General features: G+C 37.6%; 22 protein-coding genes and 2 pseudogenes. 8 read left to right on the plus strand and 16 right to left on the minus strand.

From position 1 onward, the window contains the following. Window positions 1-727 precede the first annotated feature (727 nt). A complete protein-coding gene (locus MFMK1_RS18040; RefSeq protein WP_366923064.1) occupies window positions 728-1945 on the plus strand; it encodes an MFS transporter in 1218 nt (405 codons plus the stop codon). Between the two features lie 105 nt (window positions 1946-2050). Further along, a complete protein-coding gene (locus MFMK1_RS18045; RefSeq protein ID WP_366923065.1) occupies window positions 2051-2722 on the plus strand; it encodes a GGDEF domain-containing protein in 672 nt (223 codons plus the stop codon). Between the two features lie 241 nt (window positions 2723-2963). Here the strand turns inward: MFMK1_RS18045 and MFMK1_RS18050 are convergent, their stop codons facing one another. The 5 genes and pseudogenes from MFMK1_RS18050 to MFMK1_RS18070 form a co-directional block, all read right to left on the minus strand. Beyond that, on the minus strand, window positions 2964-3980 hold the full coding sequence (locus MFMK1_RS18050) for a glycosyltransferase family 4 protein (protein ID WP_366923066.1): 1017 nt from the start codon (window positions 3978-3980) through the stop codon (window positions 2964-2966). A gap of 507 nt (window positions 3981-4487) precedes the next feature. After that, a complete protein-coding gene (locus MFMK1_RS18055; protein ID WP_366923067.1) occupies window positions 4488-4712 on the minus strand; it encodes a hypothetical protein in 225 nt (74 codons plus the stop codon). A 59-nt stretch (window positions 4713-4771) separates the two neighbouring features. Next, window positions 4772-5396 (minus strand): annotated as a pseudogene (locus MFMK1_RS18060) (fumarylacetoacetate hydrolase family protein). Between the two features lie 188 nt (window positions 5397-5584). Beyond that, window positions 5585-6494, minus strand: a pseudogene (locus MFMK1_RS18065) (TIGR01777 family oxidoreductase). 583 nt (window positions 6495-7077) lie between these two features. Then, entirely contained in the window at window positions 7078-7245 is a 168-nt protein-coding gene (locus MFMK1_RS18070) for a hypothetical protein (protein WP_366923068.1), read from the minus strand. Between the two features lie 1216 nt (window positions 7246-8461). Here MFMK1_RS18070 and MFMK1_RS18075 point away from each other — a divergent pair. The 4 genes from MFMK1_RS18075 (at window position 8462) to MFMK1_RS18090 (ending at window position 11834) form a co-directional block, all read left to right on the plus strand. Next, window positions 8462-9148 (plus strand): tyrosine-type recombinase/integrase, encoded by a 687-nt coding sequence (locus MFMK1_RS18075; protein ID WP_366923069.1) that lies wholly within the window; start codon window positions 8462-8464, stop codon window positions 9146-9148. Between the two features lie 144 nt (window positions 9149-9292). Further along, entirely contained in the window at window positions 9293-9772 is a 480-nt protein-coding gene (locus MFMK1_RS18080; protein ID WP_366923070.1) for a hypothetical protein, read from the plus strand. Between the two features lie 46 nt (window positions 9773-9818). Continuing rightward, window positions 9819-10796, plus strand: a complete 978-nt coding sequence (locus tag MFMK1_RS18085; protein WP_366923071.1) for a DUF3231 family protein — start codon at window positions 9819-9821, stop codon at window positions 10794-10796. Between the two features lie 144 nt (window positions 10797-10940). Beyond that, on the plus strand, window positions 10941-11834 hold the full coding sequence (locus MFMK1_RS18090) for a DUF3231 family protein (protein ID WP_366923072.1): 894 nt from the start codon (window positions 10941-10943) through the stop codon (window positions 11832-11834). A gap of 108 nt (window positions 11835-11942) precedes the next feature. Here the strand turns inward: MFMK1_RS18090 and MFMK1_RS18095 are convergent, their stop codons facing one another. The 4 genes from MFMK1_RS18095 to MFMK1_RS18110 form a co-directional block, all read right to left on the minus strand. Next, window positions 11943-12929: a DUF3231 family protein gene (locus MFMK1_RS18095; RefSeq protein WP_366923073.1), complete on the minus strand. Its 987-nt coding sequence runs from the start codon at window positions 12927-12929 to the stop codon at window positions 11943-11945. Between the two features lie 26 nt (window positions 12930-12955). After that, window positions 12956-13456 (minus strand): hypothetical protein, encoded by a 501-nt coding sequence (locus tag MFMK1_RS18100; RefSeq protein WP_366923074.1) that lies wholly within the window; start codon window positions 13454-13456, stop codon window positions 12956-12958. Between the two features lie 250 nt (window positions 13457-13706). After that, window positions 13707-13853 (minus strand): Spo0E family sporulation regulatory protein-aspartic acid phosphatase, encoded by a 147-nt coding sequence (locus MFMK1_RS18105; RefSeq protein ID WP_366923075.1) that lies wholly within the window; start codon window positions 13851-13853, stop codon window positions 13707-13709. Window positions 13854-14282: 429 nt separating this feature from the next. Next, window positions 14283-14483, minus strand: coding sequence for a hypothetical protein (locus MFMK1_RS18110; RefSeq protein WP_366923076.1), 201 nt, complete (start codon window positions 14481-14483; stop codon window positions 14283-14285). Window positions 14484-14820: 337 nt separating this feature from the next. Here MFMK1_RS18110 and MFMK1_RS18115 point away from each other — a divergent pair, with 337 nt between their 5' ends. Together MFMK1_RS18115 and MFMK1_RS18120 are read left to right on the plus strand one after the other, a co-directional pair. After that, window positions 14821-15099, plus strand: coding sequence for a hypothetical protein (locus tag MFMK1_RS18115; protein WP_366923077.1), 279 nt, complete (start codon window positions 14821-14823; stop codon window positions 15097-15099). 309 nt (window positions 15100-15408) lie between these two features. Then, window positions 15409-15546, plus strand: coding sequence for a hypothetical protein (locus MFMK1_RS18120; RefSeq protein WP_366923079.1), 138 nt, complete (start codon window positions 15409-15411; stop codon window positions 15544-15546). A 197-nt stretch (window positions 15547-15743) separates the two neighbouring features. Here the strand turns inward: MFMK1_RS18120 and MFMK1_RS18125 are convergent, their stop codons facing one another. The 7 genes from MFMK1_RS18125 to MFMK1_RS18155 form a co-directional block, all read right to left on the minus strand. Then, on the minus strand, window positions 15744-16022 hold the full coding sequence (locus MFMK1_RS18125; protein WP_366923080.1) for a VOC family protein: 279 nt from the start codon (window positions 16020-16022) through the stop codon (window positions 15744-15746). A gap of 12 nt (window positions 16023-16034) precedes the next feature. Next, window positions 16035-16361, minus strand: a complete 327-nt coding sequence (locus tag MFMK1_RS18130; protein WP_366923081.1) for a cupin domain-containing protein — start codon at window positions 16359-16361, stop codon at window positions 16035-16037. Window positions 16362-16723: 362 nt separating this feature from the next. After that, complete coding sequence (locus MFMK1_RS18135; protein ID WP_366923082.1) at window positions 16724-18661, minus strand: PAS domain-containing protein; 1938 nt, start codon at window positions 18659-18661, stop codon at window positions 16724-16726. 48 nt (window positions 18662-18709) lie between these two features. Then, window positions 18710-19027, minus strand: coding sequence for a hypothetical protein (locus MFMK1_RS18140; protein ID WP_366923083.1), 318 nt, complete (start codon window positions 19025-19027; stop codon window positions 18710-18712). A 314-nt stretch (window positions 19028-19341) separates the two neighbouring features. Then, complete coding sequence (locus tag MFMK1_RS18145; RefSeq protein ID WP_366923084.1) at window positions 19342-19830, minus strand: pyridoxamine 5'-phosphate oxidase family protein; 489 nt, start codon at window positions 19828-19830, stop codon at window positions 19342-19344. Between the two features lie 1223 nt (window positions 19831-21053). After that, window positions 21054-21251 carry a hypothetical protein gene (locus MFMK1_RS18150; protein ID WP_366923085.1) on the minus strand — a complete coding sequence of 66 codons (198 nt, stop codon included), beginning with the start codon at window positions 21249-21251 and terminating at the stop codon, window positions 21054-21056. Between the two features lie 54 nt (window positions 21252-21305). Beyond that, a complete protein-coding gene (locus MFMK1_RS18155; RefSeq protein WP_366923086.1) occupies window positions 21306-21884 on the minus strand; it encodes a VanZ family protein in 579 nt (192 codons plus the stop codon).

Below are 21884 nucleotides of genomic sequence, written 5' to 3' on the forward strand. Positions count from 1 at the left end.
AAACATTTGTTAAACCTTCTTTAGAGACCTTATTAATATTTGTATGCTGCTTCTTTGTTCCACCGTTCTAAAAATGCGTTGTCAATTTTTTAAACGCCGCAAGTAGATAGGTCAATTACCATATCACAATCCTAATAACTATCGAATGCAGAGTTGTCCATATTTTAGCAGCTCACCTTGTATTCAATGTTGTGTATTCACTGTTTGTTCCCTCAGCCCTTGTGATATTTGTCACATTTTTTTACTCCCTTGTCACAATTTGTATAAGTATGTCATTAAATGCACTGAATTGTTCCATAGAAGAATTTTCTGGAATTTACCATTAAGTTCTTAACATCGCTTATTAAAGTCATAACAATTATTTCTGGGCGATTAAATATTCGCTGGTAAAGCGGTGGGCTTGCATTATTCGTAGGAATTGATGCGGGTTGCTTTAGGTGGACACGGGGTGGTTATTCTAGAATAATGGCAGGCGCAGTGTTGATGTGGCAGGAATATAGAGGAAATTAATCGAACTATAACAAACAAATGTATTATAATTGAATCAAACTAGCCTACCTCATACTAGCTAAGTTCCTAATTTAAATTATTAAACTCAACCAAGTAGATTCTTTCTAAACTACACCAGCTATGATTTAATAGCCTATCCGGAACAGACCGTCCCGATACCAGGGGCTAATTATCTAAATATTATGTCAACTGCAAGTAATTAAAAGGAGTATCTCTTATGAAAATTAGCCGCTGGACTGCGCTCGCTTGGATTGCTATATCTGAATTATTTGCTTTAAGTTTATGGTTTAGCGCCTCCGCAATATTACCTGAACTAACTAAAGTTTGGAATCTTAACTCCTCTATGCAAGCTTGGGTGACAGCTTCCGTTCAAATCGGGTTTATTACCGGCGCATTATCTAGCTCTCTTTTCGGTATTGCAGATCGATTTAATGCTCGAAAAATATTTGCTGTTTCGGCACTTACAGGGGCGGTCGTAAATGGATTATTGGTTTGGGTGGATAGTGCTTGGCTTGGCATAACACTACGTTTTATAACGGGAATAAGCATGGCGGGTGTTTACCCTATCGCTGTAAAGCTGCTATCCCAATGGTTTCCCACAAAGCGCGGAGTAGCTATTGGCATTTTAGTTGCTGCGCTTACTTTAGGGTCCTCTTTACCCCATTTCATTGTGTTGTTTTTATCTTCGGTTCATTGGCAGCTAGTCATCGCCACCAGTTCTATTTTGGCACTAATTTCTACTGTGATTATCACTTGGGTTCTACCAGATACTCCCGTCGCTTCAAAAAAGAATCCTGTTTCTTTTAAATTATTAAAAAAGGTTGTTACAAATAAACCCGTCATGCTTGCTAATTACGGCTATTTCGGACATCAGTGGGAATTATACGCGATGTGGACATGGCTCCCGGCTTTTTTAGCCGCCAGCTTAATAACATATTCCCCACAAATAAACCCGCTATGGAGCAAGTTATTTTCATTTTTGTCCATCGGAGTTGCGGGAGCTTTTGGATGTATAATCGGTGGATACTGCGCGGAAAAAATAGGTAAGTCTAATCTTACTATCATTGCCATGTCCATAAGTGCACTTTGTTCGATTATAATCGGTTTTACATTTGGCAGCTCTATTTGGCTGACCCTGATAGTGTCCCTGATTTGGGGTATGACAGTCGTTGCGGACTCAGCGCAGTTTTCAGCAGCGGTCACGGATTTCTCAAATGCTGACTATGTGGGGACAGCCCTAACCTTTCAAATGTCCATTGGGTTCCTCATAACCGTCTTCTCTATCAACCTGGTTCCGGTTATTCAAGCACAGATTGGATGGGAATGGGTATTTGCCATATTAAGTATTGGGCCAATCCTTGGTATAATTTCCATGAGCCATTTAAAATACTACGAAACATCAGGGAAAAAAGAACCTTATACTCTTTGGTTTTAAATTACGCCTCTGAAAAGGTAAATTGTGCTAAATATAAAGGATTTTGTCAAAATCTGGAGAACTAAAAGTTTGATTGTATTTTTACCAAGATAGGAGAGAGCATATATGAATTTGCTTTTCACCGAAAAAACATCTCTTAAAATGGGCCTCTTAGGTTTTGTTTTTAGCGTCATCGGTTATCTCCTTGAAGAATACATAGCTTTACCACGTTTATGGGTTTGGATATTATCAGCAGTAGTTTTAACCTTTGCAGGTTGTCTTTTTGGTAGGTTAATTGAACATCTACATCGCGGGGCTTACACTGACTCTTTAAGCGGCTTGCGAAACAGAAGATTTCTTTATAATAAGTTAACAGTAGAAATGGAAAGAGTTAATAGAAATAAGACTTGTCTTTCGATGTTAATGATTGACATCGACAATTTTAAGGAAATCAATGACAACTATGGCCATTTAAAAGGAGATAAAATCATTAGAATGCTCGCAAAAGCAATGAAGAGCAATAAACGAGCAACTGATACAGTTGCTCGTTTGGGTGGGGATGAGTTTATTATCGTTCTGCCAGAAACGGACTTCAATGGGGCAAGGTCTGTCGTCAGTAGATTATTAAAATCCATTGCCCAAATGAAATCGTCTCCCAAATTTTCGGTAAGCATTGGAATTACCTCGACCCTTGACAAAATTGAAGTTCGTAAGTTTATCAAGCAAGCAGACAGTGATCTCTACAAAGAAAAAGCTAGAAAAAAAGATTTGGGGACCGACTATTCTTCTGCCATTTAACTTATGCTTGCCTGGGACCAGTTCTGCCCCCGGCCATCACCCGTAATAATTAACTTTGCAATTGGCAACGCCTGGAATCCTTATTCCAGGCATACAAGTAACTTTCAGACCTTACTGCGAATTATAAGACACCCTTCCAGGTCTAGGGAGGTGTCTTAAAGGTAAGTGCTAAATTAAGGCAAACTACTCCCCAGTAGTGAAATTACCCATATGATATGCGCCGCAACTGCAATGCACATTTTTAATTATGCAAGCTTAAATCACTAGTAGTATCCGCTACCAGAAGTTTATGAAAAATAGTAAAAACAACGGTATTAACCAGAATTATTATGAAGATAAGCAAACGCCAATTAGCCGCAGTCAAATAATAAATAACCGCTAGTAAGGCACATACCAATTGCAGTAAATAGCAGGCCATGACCGCTTCCATATGGCCAAATCCTTTTTGGTCCATTAAAATGTTGTAAAACTGACTGCGGCCTGGCGCGAAAACCGGCTTGGAATTAATTATTTGGCGTGTGAATGTTACTAACACATTAAAAATTGGGATACCTACTAATATTAATACACCCATCAAAGATTGAAACATTGAAAAATGCTTAAACGTATAAAACCCTGTGACAGCTAAAAAAGCGCCCAGCATTAGACGTCCGGCACTGCCTAAATAAATTTCTGCAGGATAAGACTCGTACTTCAAGAATGCACCTAAAGTCGATATCATAACCCCGACAATTAGTAGAAGATAACTATTACCGGTAAACATAGCCGGGACTACAGCACCAACACCAAACACCACAGTGATACCTGATGCCAGACCATCTAAGCCGTCTATTGAATTAACGGCACTCTGACAAATTACAACAAGTAAACAAAGGTAAACAGCCGGCAAAAAACTACCGCCGAAAATTACATATGTAATTCCAGCTGATGCGCCTACGCCAAAATAACCGGCAATTTTGACACCCAGCGACATTTTCCTAAGATCATCAATAAAACCTAGCACTACTGCCACAGTAAGAGTAACCATATAAACAAAAAATATTTGAGAAAAAAATTTACTATTGATTATAGCCAAAGCGGTCATTCCTACCGACCAGCCAAGAAATATCGGTAAGCCCCCTGAGCTAGGCATGGTTTTTCCATGATTTTTCCACTGGTTAGGCATATCCAATATTTGTGTCTTTTTAACCAAAAGCGCAGTTAATAAGGTTATTATAAAAGGTAGGATGGAAACCACCGCAATTTGTATTCCGTTCATCTTCTCACCTCTGAATTACCAAATATACCTCAATCTGTTAAACAATTCGACGGTATTACTGGTATTCCTTTAGACGGTGTGGAGAAAATATACCGGGAAAGGCCATTATCAGCAACTGCCGCACAAAACGACTATCGCAAAGTTAACGATAATTTTTGAAACTCCTTTCTACTTTTAGTCGTTTAATAAACTTCTTGTTCCAGTAACAAAAACAGTGCAGCTGCCCCGAATCCTTATCGGTACTTCCTGCACTGTTTTAATCATTTAAACGCGACACTCTGAGAAAAGTAGTTATACCGCCGCTTTTATTCGTAAAAACTTTTGATACCGTTCCCCCCAGTTGAGTATATAAGCAATGATAATACTATAAAGCAAGATTCCAGCAAACCTCGTGAATCTATTCATTTCGAATCCCCCCGTTAACATTACTATTCTTTAGCGCTGGTGAAGAACCTTCAATTATTTACCAAAGATATGGGTTGTGTTGTTAAGGAGAATGTAACTGGTTTACTTATTACCATTGACAATTTCTATAGCTGCTTTACCTGTCATATGTTCGGTTTTGACTTCAATTAAACATACTCTATCCCAGTCTTTTTTAATTTCTTGCTGCCCTTCTTTAATATAGTCAGGTGAATATTTTTCAACTAAACATTCAAGGGCATATCGCCTATCGGAATCAGCTGTAAGAATCCTTGCTCTACCAAAGATGGGAAACACTCCTCTAAACATAATTACACCTCTAATTCTTCCGTTATTTTTAGGTTCTTATCTAAAGACCTGAAAGTTTCTTAAAACAAGTTGATTATACATTCTCCTAGTACTTGTTCACCTAATAATAAAGACAACCGGTCGCCATCTGATACCGGTCCCACCCCTTCCGGAGTCCCAGTAAATATTATGTCACCTTTTCCTAGACCAAAATGCTCTGCCGCAAAATCTATAATCGTCTGTAAGTTAAAAACCATATCTTGAATATTGCCCAACTGAACCTGTTGCCCGTTTCTTAAAAGAGCAAAATCTACTTTTTCACATCCTCAATCCCCGGGAACTCTATAAACTTACTTATTACCGCTGAATTAGGAAAGCCTTTGGCCATTGACCATGGGTATCCTTTTCTCTTCAATTCGTCTTGAACATCCCTCAAAGTAAAGTCAATTCCTAGAGCCATGCCGCTAAGAAGTTTATCCACCCCTAAGCCTTCGTATATGGCCTATCTATTCGAATGACCAATTCAACCTCAAAATGAACAGTTCCACGGCCCCCGGGAAGACTAATCTCCTGTCCATTGGCCTCCACCAATGCATGAGTAGGCTTGTTAAAGAAAAGTGGCGAAGAAGGGACAGCATTTTTTAGTTCTTTTGCATGGGAAACATAATTTCTGCCGACACAATAAATGTTTCTAATCGAATTCATAACAGTCGTCCTCTCATCTTTGGTAGCATTAAACGCAAGCAAAAATATATACACTCTACATCGTCAGCCTCGACCAGTTAAACAATATAATTCAGCCAAATTCTAAAACTAGGTTACTTCTGTTTCGTCATAAGTTTAGGAAACAATTTTGTTACATATATCAAAGGAACTGTATAAACTTTTAATAGTTATTTGCTTTTCGTAAGCAAATTTTCTAAAGCTAATTCAAGTGTAGGAAATAAAAATCCAAATCTTTCCTCCATTAATACTTTAGGCATAACCTGTTGACCTTCGAGAATAAGTTTACTTTTTTTGCCCAAGTGCCAATTTCATAATAAAGGAAGGCACAGGAAGCCAATGCGGTCGTTTTAATACGGACCCAATTATTTTGCCGAAACTTTTCATTCTTAAAGGTGCTGGTGAGGTTACATTAACAGGTCCATACAAATTATCATTTTCAATAGCAAATACGATAGCTCGTACGGCATCTAGGAAATGAACCCAAGAAACCCACTGTTCACCTGCACCAACCGTACCACCAGCAAACAATTTATATGGCAAAGCCATAAGGGGGAGGGCACCACCTTCGTTACCAAGCACAACACCAAATCTCATAAAGACAGTGCGCACCCCATATTCATTAGCTTTTTTAGCTTTGCTTTCCCAATCATTCACAGTTCTACCTAGAAAATCGTCTGCTGTCTCTTTTGAATCTTCCGTATAAACCGCATCAAGCGATACTGGATAAATACCAATGGCACTGGCATTAATCAATACAGCAGGTTTTCGAGGTGATGCTGCAATTATTCTTAGTAACTCCTCTGTTGCTATCATCCGACTGTCATATATTTGTTTTTGGTGCTTCATAGTCCATCTACCCTGGTTTATTGAAACACCTGCCAAATTAACAAGCACATCAACATTTCCTAGTTCTTTTTCAGGATTATTACCTTCCTTGAGCCAATTAACATATAATACATCCTTCGATGAAATTTTGTCATTTCTAGTTAAGATGATAATTTCATGACCTTCCTCGATAAGTAAGTCAGCTAATTTTCTCCCGATAAACCCAGAACCACCAGCAATAACGATTTTCATATCTTCACCTCATCGGACAAATTATTGTCAGGACAGTCTTTCAGTAGGTAACTGCGGTACAAGAATCTTCCGTCCACATCAAAAATTCCAACGAAAGCTATTAACTGAATATCTTCTATTATCAAACTGGCTAAGGCTGAAAATCGTAAATCCTAAGCCCTTGTCGGTGGACTTGACGGCGGCTAAATCATATTCGTTCCATCTGGACTACAACAAACGAAATTTCCTGTCACAAGCGCAAAACTAATATTCTCCTAACAGGAAACGGTTCCTTAAGTGTCCAAGTACAACCCCGCTTAGCACTAGGGGTAAGTCGCTGTAATATCGAGGAAATGTCGGAGAATATATATACATGCCAGGTATGGTAGGTAAAATCAGAGATGGATAGCAATATACAGTGCTGGCAGTCCAACAGCTAGTAGTTTTATCCAGTCAATTTTCCATTTGCCTTGTTTTCTAAATGCACTAATAAAACTTGGCTATTCCTCCAAATAAGCTATTTTCACTGGTATATGTGATATTCCTCCTACTTCAAATTCCGCATCCACTCATCCAGCCATATTAAACTTGACAGGGCCTTTCATTACCTCTCCCGAACAAGTGCCTTGCCAATTAAAATACCAAAAAGAATACCTACTAGCGGAAACGCCAACATAGCAGTTCCCCAAAGCTTTAAATCTACGCCAAATATTTTGGTAGCATAAGGGCTAACAAACAATATCCCTACACCCATCACTAAAACCGTAAGCAACAGTTGTCCCCAAGCAGGATTAAGCCCCTTATTAAACGGTGCTAACTCCAAAAGTAAGCCCGTGAGTACAAGAACCAACTACTGGAAAAGCACTTGTCATCACTTCATAGTTTAATGTAAATGTAGCTTTTCGGTACGGTATATAGTAGTAGATATACGCACTGCTTCCTAATGCCACGATTATTAACCTCACTAGGTTTCCTGCGGCGTTACTGGAATTTGAGGTCCTCTGCCAAAAGCAAAATATTTAATCCTCTCATCCTCAATTATACCGCCAATGATAAATTGTTCTTTACCCTTTTCATTGCTACTAAATATTCCTGCAACATTAAACGGCTGGTATTCTTCGACGGGGTAACCGTATGAACTACTTCCAGCATGCCAAAAACCCCCCAGCTTCCTTTTTAACCCTGTAACGCCGAAAGTACTTTTTTCTGTTCATATTTTCCATATTGATCCTTTAATAAAACATTTCAAAGAAGCAATATCAATTAACCTTGATAATACAGAAAAGTTAATTTTAAAAAAGTTGGTAGAAAGGCTTAGACACTCAAGAAAATTCTTTAGAAAAGAGATACAAGAATATTCTATGTTGTCTAATAAAATACTGTATTTAAGTATTCTCCGTGATTTGACAAAAGAAGAATAAACAACCTCAGGGAACCAAGCATTTGACTTCTTTAAAGCTTCTGACTGTTCCGCCCCTCTGTGCTTCGTTCTTTAGCATTTTCCCAGCCCCAAATTTTTTGGGGCCCTAACTATGTAAAACGAAAAAAAAGTCTTTCCACGCCCATCCCCCGAAACCCCCGCCACTAAAGCATCCCATCTTTTACCAGTAAATAAAGTTTTTCCATGAATGGACTGTATCTGAAAACCACCACAACTCTTTTCACAATTTTTTCCCACCAAACACCACGAAAATGAAAAAAAAGTCTTTCCAAAACTGTTTTCTCAAATTTCTTCTATACAAAACTCCCCAAAAAGCCTGATACTACTGGCTTTAAGCCTTCCCCCTACTACCCATACAGTAAAAAATAAGGGTCAAAGTGAGTCTAAAGCTAAATCACTCTGGGCCCTTATTTGTCAAGGTTTATGGTGTGTTTGGCGCTGCCGTATGAAGTTTTCACTATTACCTTCCCAATGGAAACACTTTATTTGCTTTGGAAAAACTTTATTTGCTTATGGAAAGGGTTTTTTTTCGGTGGAAAGGGTTTATTTGAATTTTACATCTTACATGAAGACTGTTAAGAATTATCAGCCCCGCAGCTTTAATGCGAAGCTGGCTGCCTTAATCAAGCTGAATGAATTTCTAGTATCACAGGGCATCCAGACTGATACAGTCGTTTCCCAGAAAGATAAGATTAAACTACATGATCAGGTGAGTCCCACTGAAGTCATAAAGAAAGATGTGGATCAATTCAGGCAGGTGCTTCTTGAGAAAGAGGGGCGAAAGTTTTATACAATAGCCACGCTTCTGGCCTACTGCGGCCTAAGAGTTTCCGAATGCCTCAACATCAAAAAAGCAGATCTCGATTTCAAGACCAGGGAGCTGGTAGTGAGCGGCAAAGGAGAAAAACGGCGGGTGATTTATATGGGCGATAAAATAACTGCTGCATTAAGAGAATATCGGGCAGCAGTTGAAATTGCCGAAAATGACTATATTTTTAAAGGTGATAGAAATAGCAAAAGGATGAATAGAAGTTATATCAGCCGTATTTTCTCAAAGCATTCAGATACAATTACCCCACACCAACTGCGACATTTCTTTTGCTCACATGCTCTAGAAAATGTGTTTCAAATTTCCGAGGTAGCGGCGATTGCTGGCCATAGCAATATTGCAACTACATCAACATACCTGCACTGGACAAAGAAACAGGTTCGGGAGAAGATGAATTCTTTATGATTTGGGGTCAACTTAGTCTTTTAAAGCTAAATTTTCTTATGCCGTTCCATGTGATAAATGCGACATAGCAGCGCAAATAAATTCATCCCTATCTTGCTGATTAATAAATTATTAAAATGGAACAATATCTCTAGAGGTGATTTTATGTTCCAACCAGCGCTAGTATCTTTTTATAAAGCTGTATTATTCGGTATCGCTACTATATTATTAATACCGAAAGAGAAGTATAAAAAGTTCCTTATATATGGCTTTTTGCTTGGAGCAGTCGGGGATGTCTTAATAGTTACATTAGTTGGGGGACTATTGGGTCTTATTAAATATCAGAATACAGGTCCCTTTAATATTTTAGGATTATTTTCTTTCTGGACACCGCTAGCCTGGATGTTTACATTAATGCTATTTTTATATTTCTTACCAGTTAGAATAGTTTTTTATCATGTATACATTGTTGGGTTTGCACTCTTTGGTTTTATGGTCGGTTTAGTCCTGCAGCACCTTGGAACTTTTCAATATGTGGGGAATTATATTTATTTTGCTCCGATTACTTTTATAACCTGGTTTTTCCTTTCTGCATGGCTGTATCGTAGGAGCGAAAATATTGCTCTGCTAAACAAAATTAAATAACTTGTGAACCTATAAAGCTAAAAAACACAAAGAAAGGAGACATAACATGGTACTTGGCATAAAGCAAACAAAATCTAAAACACAGGCAATGATTAATGTTGCTGAGGCAAACAACCTCTGGGACCTGACAATAACAAAACACAAGGGAATTGACAGAGCTTTAATCTGGTTAACATATGCTAAAGACCCAGATTTAAGAGTAATAATCCAGCAAGCTATAAATAAATCTAAAAAGCAAGTAAAATCCCTAGAAAACGAACTAAACAAGTTCTCCATTTTAGGCCCTAAACAAAGCAGGGTTAAAATGAATGTCTCCGCTAACTCCGAATTACTCTTAGACCAGGATATAGGAGGTTATTTGCTGCTTGCAATACAAGAAGAAATTGAACTTTTATTTAGAGCTTTTCGTACTTCAACTACCAACGATGCAATTAGGGCGTTATTTGTGAAATTTCTAACAGAAGCGATTTCCGATTTGGATAATACAGTTAAATACCTTAAGCTTAAAGGATGGGTTGAATCTTCACCTTTATATCCTAATATCCCTAATGAAACCACAGAACAGATTAATGCTGCTGAAACATTTCATTTATGGGATCACTTAACTTTTCGTTACGATAACATCTACCAGACCCAATTTTGGTACGAGCTTGCTAAGGACTCTGATTTAAAGTTACTTTTACAAAAAGGACTGCAAGATAACTTAAAAAAACAAGCAAAGAAACTGGAAGACGAACTTGTCAAGTTTGGTATCCCTATACCCAAACGGCCGCCTGATGCTATCCCTACTCCACCGAGGCAGTCCATTACAGATGACTATATTTTCAGGTCACTTTTTTCGGGCATAATAGGGGCAGCCTGGTTGCATGCCCTTGCACTAAAACAATGTACAACCAATGATAGAATAAGGCAGATCTTTAAAGATCTGCTGGTGCAGGAAATCAATATATTAAATAAGATGATCTTATACGGTAAAACAAAGGGGTTTTTTGAAGTAGTGCCGCAGTTCTCACCAACCCTTTAAAGGTTTTAATAACAATTACTTACCAGGAAAAACTACAGTACTACTGTTTTTAAAGGAGTTGAAAACCAGATGGGCATTTCAATATTCAAAACTTCTAGAGGTGTATAACAAATAAATACTGCAGAAGCGTTCAGTGTCTGGAATTTGTTGCGGGAAAGATATATTAGTCTTCAAGCAAACCAGGTGATGAGTAATTTTATCCATGACCGTGATTTATTAATTTTATTAGATAGTAATCTAAACGACTTTAAGAAGCAAATTAAGGTTATGGAGAATATGGCAAAGAAATTTAAACTTAAAGTGCCGTCCCGACCTCCAAGCGATTTTAAAATATCGCAAAAGATTAATGAAATATCGGACAAAATGATCTATAAAATTATGTATAATGATTTTTTAGCCCAAATGCAGGGACTAATTCGTGCCATTCGTACCTCTACAACAAATGATGATTTGAGAAATGTCTTTATGAAATTTTACTTAGGTCATCTTGAAAACTTCGTGGATTGGTTTAAATTTGGAAAACTTAAAGGATGGGCTGACATAGCACCTGCTTTTATAACTTTTAAGGCGGTGGAAGCAGAGAAACTTTCCGTTAATGAAGCAGACCATCTCTGGAACCATATTACTCAAAGGTATGACAATCTGCAGCAGACCCAGTTTTACCTGACATTTATACATGACCCAGATTTTAAGGTTATAGTTCAGCAGGGACAAATGGTGTTACAACAGCAAATCGAAAGGTTAGAAAAAGAAGCTAACCATTTTGAGGTTCCGTTACCCGAAAGACCGCCCGCTATAATGGAGTCCCCCGTTGACCCAGAAATTGTTGAGGACAGATATATGTATAGAATTGTTTTAAAAGGTATGCAGGCAGCTATTGAACTACACTCTACAGCAGCGGTGGAAACTACTCGTAATGACAAGCTAAGAGGTTTATTTGTGGGTTTACTTAAGAAAGAATTAACCTCATTTGACAAGTTTCTTAAATTCGGTAAAGCAAAAGGATGGACTAAAGTTGAGCCGATGTATAAGTTCTAACCCCATACCCAATGGTCTAATCTCGTATCTAAAAGTCAAACGCAGTAACCGTTACGGTAGCTGCGTTTTTCATTGGGTTAATGTGTTTTACAAATCTATTATAGAAAATTATTGAGATGTCCCGTATTTAGGTGCTTTGTTTATCCACCCCTTGAGCTTGCCAAACTTGACAAAGTCATCAAATAAATTCACTTCTTTAAGAAGTAATTGTGAAAATAGTTTTCTTAACCTGTCGTTAGTTACAGACTGTTTCAATGCTAGGGCATGAAAAGTTTGTGCTCCTTGAATACCCATCAGAACCTCTCTGTACATAAAGTCATCTTCCAGGATTTCCGTGTTTTGAGTTGGTGGTCTAACTTGAGGAGGTTTTACGGGTAGGGGAAGACCATACCGCCTCACTTCATTTTCCAGCATATTGACTTGGCCATTTAGCTCCTTCATGCCTCTATCAAGAATAACCTTGAATTCAGCATCATGGGCAAAAGTAAGAAACTTATATGTTTTCCGAACCGTATCATACCTAAAGGTGAGGTGGTCCCATAGGTGATAGGCTTCCGCAGTGTCTATTTCTTCCGTACCCTGCGGCACACCGTTATACAACGGAGGTGTGGAAATCCACCCTTTCAGCTTTACATATTTTGCAGTCTTATCAATCTTAGGAATATCCTTTTTTAAAAGCATCAAAAGCGTGTCATAAACCAAGTCGTTAGTTGTACTGGTTCTCATTGCTCTTAAAAGCATTTCAACGAACTCCTGCCATAGTGCAAACATCTGCATCCCAATAAACTGATCCGACTGAATTTCGGAATTTGCGCCAGAACGAATATCAATTACATGATTATCTGGACCCTTGATACCAAACTGCTCTAATCTATGTTCCATCAGTTTAATATCACTTTCAAAGTCTTCTATAGTAATTTTAAGCTGAGCTTTAAGGTCTAAATCATGGGCAAGACTGTCCCACATCTGCAACCGCTGGTGTGCTAGATATTTAGCTGTTAAAATGCTCCATAGACTGAAAGCTTCAGAAATATCAATTTCGGAACGCTTTGCATTTGTTTTAGGGTTTTTAGATAGTATTTCTTTAATCTTCATCTACAATATCCTCCCTTTACATCTATCTATAATGCTGCCTCTTTTCTCTTACCTTCCAACCAGTAAAGTGTTTGAGCTACAACTATTCCCCAGATTATTGAAGTTATACGGTGTGAAATTGCTGTATTAGTAGATAACTCTTTGAGATAAGGCAATTGAAAAAATATCGGTGCGGCAGTTATAAAAAAACAGGCAATAAAGCCATATACCGCCCCTTTAAATAAAAGATATTTAGAACCTCTGTAAGGTACGACAAACGCAAAAATTACTCCTAAGAACCCAGCCCATCCTAACTGGTTTATCAATGAAAATATATACTCTGTTAAGTTTAAAGGTCTATGACCATAAGTTACGATTGATGCCCAGTCCAGCAGGAGAAGATTGCTGAACTGGAATATGTAATATGAGGCAAAATCCAGTACATTCATTACGATGCCTCCTGCTATTCCCGCCATTAAACCTCTAATAAGTCTATCCAACAACACTACCTCCCTGCCACCGAGCAGTAATCTATCTCTAAATTTCACGAATACCCTCCATAGACTTTTTTATTAGCTTACCCACCAAATTTAAAAAGGACACTCCGACTGGAGTGCCAATAATTGTGTTACTTTGTTGTTATTCCCATAGATTTTTTTCCGATTGGAAGTTGTATATAACAGATAGTTTTATAGTGTCGTTTTAATAAACTTATATAAAAGGGTATTCCGACTGGAAAGCCCTCATTGATTCGTTTGCTTTTTGCGTAATTTTTCATACATGTAATAGAACTTTAGTTTATCGTAAACCATTTATAGTTTTAGTCCTTTCTAATATCAGTTTGTCCAACTTCTGGCTTAAATGAACCACTTCTTTTGAAGAAAGTTCCATCCCCTTAGAAATTAATGAATAAATCATCTGTTTTACCCTTTGTTCTTCACTCATGACTTAAGCCCCTTTGCAACCGCTCTCGGTTTCCTATTTTAGCAAATTATGCCACTATATGACAGGGACTTTCGTAACATCTTGCAAAGTGTCGACAATTCAAGGAAATACCTAAACCCTACTAATCTCCGTACACTAGTGGGGTTCTTCCTTCTTCACTTTTCACCTTGTTATCTGGGAATAAAGAGTCATCCCCTAAATATGTAGCTATCGTTGCAGAAGTAGCTCCAAATACCAAGTGGTCAAAAAGACTAAGTAAATGCGAATAAGGGCGTTTACTTTTTTGCAGGCATTCCTAATTTTGTTGATAAACCATAGAGACCGAACCAGTAAAGACCCCCGATTGCCATCCCTTTTAAAACTGCATAATCCCGCCCCGTTGCTGAAAGGGTATATGTAGTTGCAACTCCTGTTGTAGTGGTTGACATTTCATTTAACAATGGAACCCAGAAGCTGTCCCTCTTTGGTGTTTACTTTACTTTTTTCAGTGAAAAGGCTCGAAACCATTTGCCCGTATTTTACATCTACAAGCCCCGCATGATATTCTGCAGTATTTAACAGTCTTCCTGGTATCGCTGCTATAAGACCGCTTACTACTCCTAGGAGAAACCTGTCTTTTATTTTCTTCATTATAGCCACACCTCTTTCCAAAACTCTACTTATATTATTGGTAGGGCTAACCAGTGATACACTGGTGAATTATACCTTCAAAGTTTATCTACTGTCGTTATTTAAACTTTTAAATCAAATAATAAAAGAATGCAGTCCACGAAATTGTCTTCGATAGTTGCTGCACTGTTTGTCATTAACGACATTTCGAGTAAGTGGTTTACTGCCGCTATCAAGGGAAATAGCGACAAAAATATGTGCTTTGCAGTTCGTGTAAATACTTGGAAGGTCATTGAAAATCTCCAGACGAATAACATGTAAGAAGGGTTAATAATTCTTATACATAGGGGGGATGTAATTGCTAAAGAAGTTTGTGTTTTATACTCTTACCATAATCATCCTGCTGCTAACTCTGGAATTCCTCGGAGTTTTAAATTTCATCCCTAATGCAAGGTATCATTCAACGGTTACATCAGGCTTGGTTATAAATAAATATTCAAACAAACAGGGAGATTACTATATTCAACTAGGAATTCTTGGTGAACAAAATAGTGAGCTAGAGAAAGTGAAAGTGTCTGTTCCGTCAGAGAACTTATGGAATTTAATTGAAGTTAATAGAACATTTTGTAGTCTATGAATGGCAGAATAAAGAAGTACCCACGCTATTGCAGATAGAGATAAACGATAATTATAAAGACAAATTGATAAAGAACAAAGCAGAAACCGCAATAACAGTGCTGCCGTTTTGTCAGTTCACCATTATTTTTACGCAACGGAACAGTAAAGGGATGGAACGATAAAAGTAACAGAAGGTATAGAGGTCTATTCAAGGAATTGTTGAATATAAGATTATAAATGCGTAACAGGAAAATTACAAGTGGTTTTTTGCTAAACTAACGGGCATGTTAATACAAATTGCTTTAATTAAAATAGGGGGATAAACGTAATGGATGTTATGGGAATTATAGCTTTTTCAACAGCACTTCCATTAGCTGGAAGTGCATTATTTTTTGCAATTATTGCCCAGTCGAAGTTTTCAAGAAATACTAGAACAGCAAAGACTTTACCCCAAAACAGTAAGTAACTTATAGGCTCCGTTTAAACCCGTTGTATGGTAACAGAAATGGCAAAGACAGTAGGGTATACTGGCTCTGCCCTTTATTTGCAGCAATAGAATTTAATTTAACCCCGTATCTCAATCATTTCCCCATCTAGCCCTTTAAAAACCGCCCTCTGCCACCCCTTTTCGTTTTCTGTCCTCGGCTCAGTCGGATGAGGGGCTTAAGCAAGTCTGACTCCTTGCTCTTTTAACTTTTGAAAATCTTCTTCAAAGTTATCGGTCATAAGGCAAAAATGGTACCCACTGTTGGATTCGCCTTGGGGCATATGCACCAGTTCTAAAACAGTATCTCCAAGCCGCAGATAAACAATCTTCTCTAATTCTTCCCTCGGCACATCATGTTCAAAGTAGGTTTTAAACCCAAAATTCTTCTCATAAAACTCAATAGATTTCTTGCGGTCCTTCACAACAAAAGCTACATGATCAATTCGCTGAAACATAGGGAATCCTCCTTAAACATTTTGGGGACGCTTATTTTTCACAAAAAGCAAGGATAGCTGTGAGGAACTGTCGTTGTTAATCCCATGAGTAGTACCGCTGGGAGCTAGTATTATATCTTTTTCTTTTACCGAAACTTTTTCTCCATTAATAACCATGCTTCCCTCTCCAGAAACTACATAGAAGATTTCATCCTGATGCTTATGTGCGTGTTCGGGACTGCTTTGCCCAGGTTCATAGAATATTAGATCAACTTCAATCTTGCCTTCTTTAGACAAAGTCTTGCGGACCCGTTTATCTGCCGAAAATTCTTGAAGGTCATTTACATTAAATTTTTGCATTCCATTTACCCCCTTATGACTGTTTCATTCATTATTCAGATCTACTCTTTCCCCTTTATTATTACTTAATTAATAGAATTCAATGAATTAAGTTACACCAAAGGTATTAACAACTTTCCTCTGGTCGCTTTAAATAATAAACTACAAGGGCATTATGGGCTGGAGTAGCCCTAATAGCCGCATTTTTTTGCTCGGCAAACGCAGGCATTAAACCTTTTCCCTGCTTTCACAGAATCAAAGATGTATTTGTCAGCCTTTGCTAGCCAAATATTATAATTTGTGAAGATCTATCAAATTTTAAAAAAAGGAGACCGAATTAAATTACTATTCGGTCTCTATCTATATATAAATATTCATCTCATCTAAGCACTTTTTATAAGAGGAAATCCTACCATAAAAGTTACCCCGTCACCCAAGTTAGACTGTGCATATATTTCGCCACCCATGGCAGCGATACTAATTCGGGTTAAAGCCAACCCCAGTCCCATACCCCTCCCAGGTTCCTTTGTTGTAAAAAACGGGTCAAAAACCTTTTCTTTTACCTTTTCATTAATACCTGGGCCATTATCACTCACTTCCAGAATAACTTTATCTTTATCTATTTTAGTCCTGATAAAGATCATTTTATTATCTATGTTAGTTTCTTCAAGAGCATGGACAGCATTTTCCACAAGGTTAGTAATTACTCTGTATATCCCTTTGAGGTCAACAACTACTGGTGGAAGTTGTTCGAATTCTGTAATTAGCCGAATCTTATTCTTAAAACAGTAATCTTCAATGAAGGGTAGCTTCTCTTTTAAAACCTGGTTAAGGTCATAAGTGCGTAGTTCTAGTTCCTGCTCATTACTAACTAAGGAACGCATATACTGAACGATTCCACTAATACGATTTCCTTGTTCTGAAATATCTTGCAACTCAGAAATAATCGTATCTCTATCAAGCTCTCTATTTTTCTCTAGCCAGTAAAGCATACCATCTACATTAACTTTAAGTGCATTAAGCGGTTGGTTAATCTCATGAGCAACTCCCGCACCCATTACACCTATCGATGCTAACTTTTCAGCATTTTTCAATCTATCTTCTGCTTTTTTTCGGTCTGTAATATCTTTTGCCATACTTATTAATACTTCCTTATCATCGTATGTAATAAGTTGTGTTACTGCTTCGATATATCTAACTTCATCATCAGTGGCCTTAATTTTATGAAAATAAGGATTCATTACTCTTCCTTTTTTAGCCTCTTCCATTCTATGAAACACAAATTCTCGATTTTCAGCATCAAAAAAGTCTAAAAGTGGTCTGTGTAGAAGTTCCTCTGTTGAATTTGCCCTCAAAAGTTTTGCTGCAGAAGGGTTTGCAAGCAATATTTTCCCTTCCTTATGAATCATTATAGCATCAGGGGATAACTCAAATAACTGCCGATAACGCCTTTCACTTTCTTTAAGCTGTTCGTCAGTTAATTTCTGTTTAGTTACATCAACACATAATCCATTTCGACCAATAACATTACCGTCTCTATCAAATACTGGTACTCCTCTGTCATTTATCCAGCGGATCTCACCATCAGGCCGTACTATTCTGAAAATACGGCTACATGCCCTCCCATTATTCAACTCATTATCAAGTTCCTCTGCTATCCATCGGTCTTCTGGATGGACCCTTTCTTTCCAGAGGGCAGGGTTATTTTCGAACTTCTCTCGTGGGCGGTCAAACAGTTCTTCAACAGCTGATGAAACTAAATAGATATTTTTTTGTGTATCTAATGCGTATAAAGTTGCGTCCACTGTATCAAAAATGTCCTTTAGTGCATCTCTACTTTTTCTTACTTCCTCTTCTGCATGCACACGCTCAGTTACATCTCTAAAGATAACTTGTCTTGCTGGTTCACCATTATAAGTTATCGGTGCTGCTGACATTTCAACATATAGCAGACGCCCATGCAAATTATATAGTTGTTTAGGTTTTTTCTTCTTTTTATGTTGAATGAATTCTTCTAGTTGTGACTGAACCTTGTTCTTTGTTCGGGGGGGAGCAAAGTCCCAAACATACTTCCCCATAATTTCCTCTTTACCTGATGCACCAAGCATTTTTACCCCTGCTTCATTGATATACAGAAACTTCCCCTCTTTATGAATAACTATCATATCAGGACTTAGTTCAACCAAATCCCGATAAAGTTTTTCTGCTTCTTTACGGTCTGAAATATCACGAACTGTAGTTAAAAAGAACTTATTCCCGCTTAATTCTACGAGGCGACTATTAACATCCGCTACTATGAGGGCTCCGCTTTTAGTAACCATTATTGTTTCATTGCTAACTGTTCCAGTCTTATGAAACTTGCTAAGTTTCTATTCGAAAATCTTCTCATCTTGCATACTCTTCTCTATCAAGTGCAGAGGAGTTAACTCTAAAAGCTCTTCTTTTGAGTAACCAAGTTTTTCAACAGCTTTGTTATTCACTTTTTTAAAGCAGCCTGGTTCCCCGTTACTATTTACCTCGCTTAAAAATAACATTTCGTCAATGTTATTAATAATTTCTTCAATCTTAAATTCGTCATCGTGGGAAGATTTCTCTACCTTCAGCTGTTCATTTTCCATTTCTAGCTCAATAATTCTCTTTTCCAAATGGTATATTTTTTCTTTAAGTTCATGTATATCGTTTATCATATAACCCCTCCATGGTCATTAATTACTTATTTACCAATAGTTACTATTCAATAAATGCATATATTGTCCTTTGGAAAACATTAACATATGGACATTGAAATGCAATGTTCGATTCGTATCACGGTTTTCTGCATTGTCGTTATATAAACTTGGAAAAGACATTAACAAAAGCACCTTCCCTTTGATATTTGGGAGGGTGCTTTAATCGTTACACAAGAACGCCTGTTTGCTGATAACTTAATTTTTACTGCACTGACTGGCAACCTTATTGTGGTGTACAGTTTATGCCGTAGTTAAGAAGAACACAAACTGGTTTACTTTTTACCATTAACAATTTCTATAGCTGCTTTACCAGTCATATGTTCGATTTTGACTTCAATTAAACATACTCTATCCCAGTCTTTTTTAATTTCTTGCTGCCCTTCTTTAATATAGTCAGGTGAATATTTTTCAACTAAACATTCAAGGGCATATCGCCTTTCGGAATCGTCTGCAAGAATCCTTGCTCTACCAAAGATAGAAATACTTCGAAAATGGGTAGTAAAAGTTTTTTGAACTACTTCATCTTTTTCTATCACACAAAATGTTACTTTATCATTCCTTTTTATGCTGTCGATCTTATGGCCTTGTTTTGCAGTATGTATAAATAGTTTGCCGTCTTTAAAAGCATAACTTACTGGAACAGTATACGGATAATTATCATCACCAGCTACACCTAAAACTCCAGATGTAGCTGTCTTTAGAATTTCGATTGTCTCCTCTCTGGATAATAATTGTTTCTTTCTCCTCATATCCCTAAACATAATTACACCTCTAATTCTCTCGTGATTTTAGTCCTTATTATTGCAGTTAGTGATTAAATATTATATTAGACTGATAAAATTTTTTCAATCACTACTATCGTTCCCCCATGTTTTAGCTAATCGCAATACACTGAAAACCAGGCCGCTATGGATGCATAAGCCTTTCTGGTAGAAGGGTATAGCTATGCCCCGTAATAAAAAGAAAGTCTATAATTGTGGAAGGGTTTGATTATAAGATTCAAAACCCCCTGGATACTGCTTATTATAGAGAGTCCAAATTCAGAAATAACTGTAACCATTAAGCAACCCCTGGCTAATGGCTATCTATAATCTACTAGGGCTTATTAATAACTGAAACAAGCAATGCTGAACCAACCACAGCCAAATTTTCTTTAACGGTCAATGCCATAATTTCTCTTGGGGAATCAATGTTTCAGTTAATATTCCCTTGCTTTTCGAACCCTGCTGATGTAGCTCAATGAAAGAGGAACTTAACAGATGGTTCGGTTATTTATTCCCTGCTGTCCAGCTTATCTGTTGCGTTCTGCTGTTTGGCTGTTTAACTTGCTGCTGAAACTGATGAAAGAATAACCTGAAACAAGCAACAGGTTACAGACATCACAACGCCAAACTCCCCCGATTTTAGGCAACATCCCTAATCCCATTTTAAATGAAGGTCAGGAATTCTTTTTCTAACTGCAGTCCCGAAACTGTCAGTAAGCACTACTCCCTTTTTTGTGTTAAATGACGGTTTCGGTTATTTATTTCTTGCTTATCTAGTTAGTTAGGGGATTGGCTGTCGGTTTGGCTGTTCCAGTTATTTTCCTGACTACTTGGTTCCAGTTATTTTCGTATGGCTGGTTGCGGTTATTTATCTCTGTCAGCATTGTCCAGCGGCTTTACCCCTCAGTGGCTCTTGCTTGGTACTTCTCCTCAAATGCTGTAGCCAGTCTAAGAATGGTTACGGTTATTCATCAGCCGCTTTCCGTGAACGGCTGCCCGCAACCTCCTATAGTTGGTTTCAGTTATTTCATCAGTCATAATATATATGTACATCTGGTACCCAAAAACTAAAGCTATTTCCAAACTTTTTTTGGATTTTTACAAAAAAAATCCCCCAAGTGCCGTTTGTAGGTCGGAAGATGGCTACAGATGAAATTACGAAGTTCTTTATTTCGTGAGAATATTAGTAAGTCACCAGCTTACCACATAGAAAAAATGTATTAATTCTTAAGCTTAAGATAGCGATAAAGCAAATAACTGATTAGCCCTATCGGAAATAATACAACGGTTAATATAGTCCAAACCCAGTGGTTCATCCCAATCTTCCGTGCATTGAACCAAACATAGATACCAGATATGACTGCTAGTAATAGCATTAAGGCATTAAATATTTGAACCGCTATTACCGCTGCACTCATATAGCCCTTCCCCCAGGCCTTCCCACAAGAAAATATAATGCTCCCAAAACCAGACTAATTACCTGTTATCTTACCTCGTTCTCCGACACTCCCTTTGACAAATCGTTTTACTAATTCAGTGAAAAGGTAGCCAGTAACCCCACCCAATGTATTAAGTATCAAATCATCCACATTAAATGTGCGTCCCATAACGAAACCAAGATAACCCAATACGAGCTGCGATGTTTCAATCGTAAAGCTGGCTAGGAATACAACTGATATGGCTTTAGAAAGCCTCTTAACTTTGAATAACCACGATAGGTAAATTCCTAAAGGTATAAGCATAATAACATTGTAAATCGATAATTTGACGGAATTCCAGAAGAACCAGTCAAAACCGCTTCTATAGTACAGATTAAACCAGTCCCCGATAAAGTAAAACGGCACTAACTGCAGCCCTGGAGTAAAATCATTTTGTGGAGGAAAGACAATTCCTCTGGTTGTGATTTGAGCGACATTCAATAAGTAGAAGATAAAGGTATACATGATCAGCCTTGATAAGATGTTCTTAGTTTTATTTCTAAAGAAATCAGTGAGAATGTATATTACGAGAAGTAATGTTCCTATCGCTGCGACATTGTAAAATGAATACAT

The organism is Metallumcola ferriviriculae (assembly GCF_035573695.1).
Classification (GTDB): Bacteria; Bacillota; JADQBR01; order JADQBR01; family JADQBR01; genus Metallumcola; species Metallumcola ferriviriculae.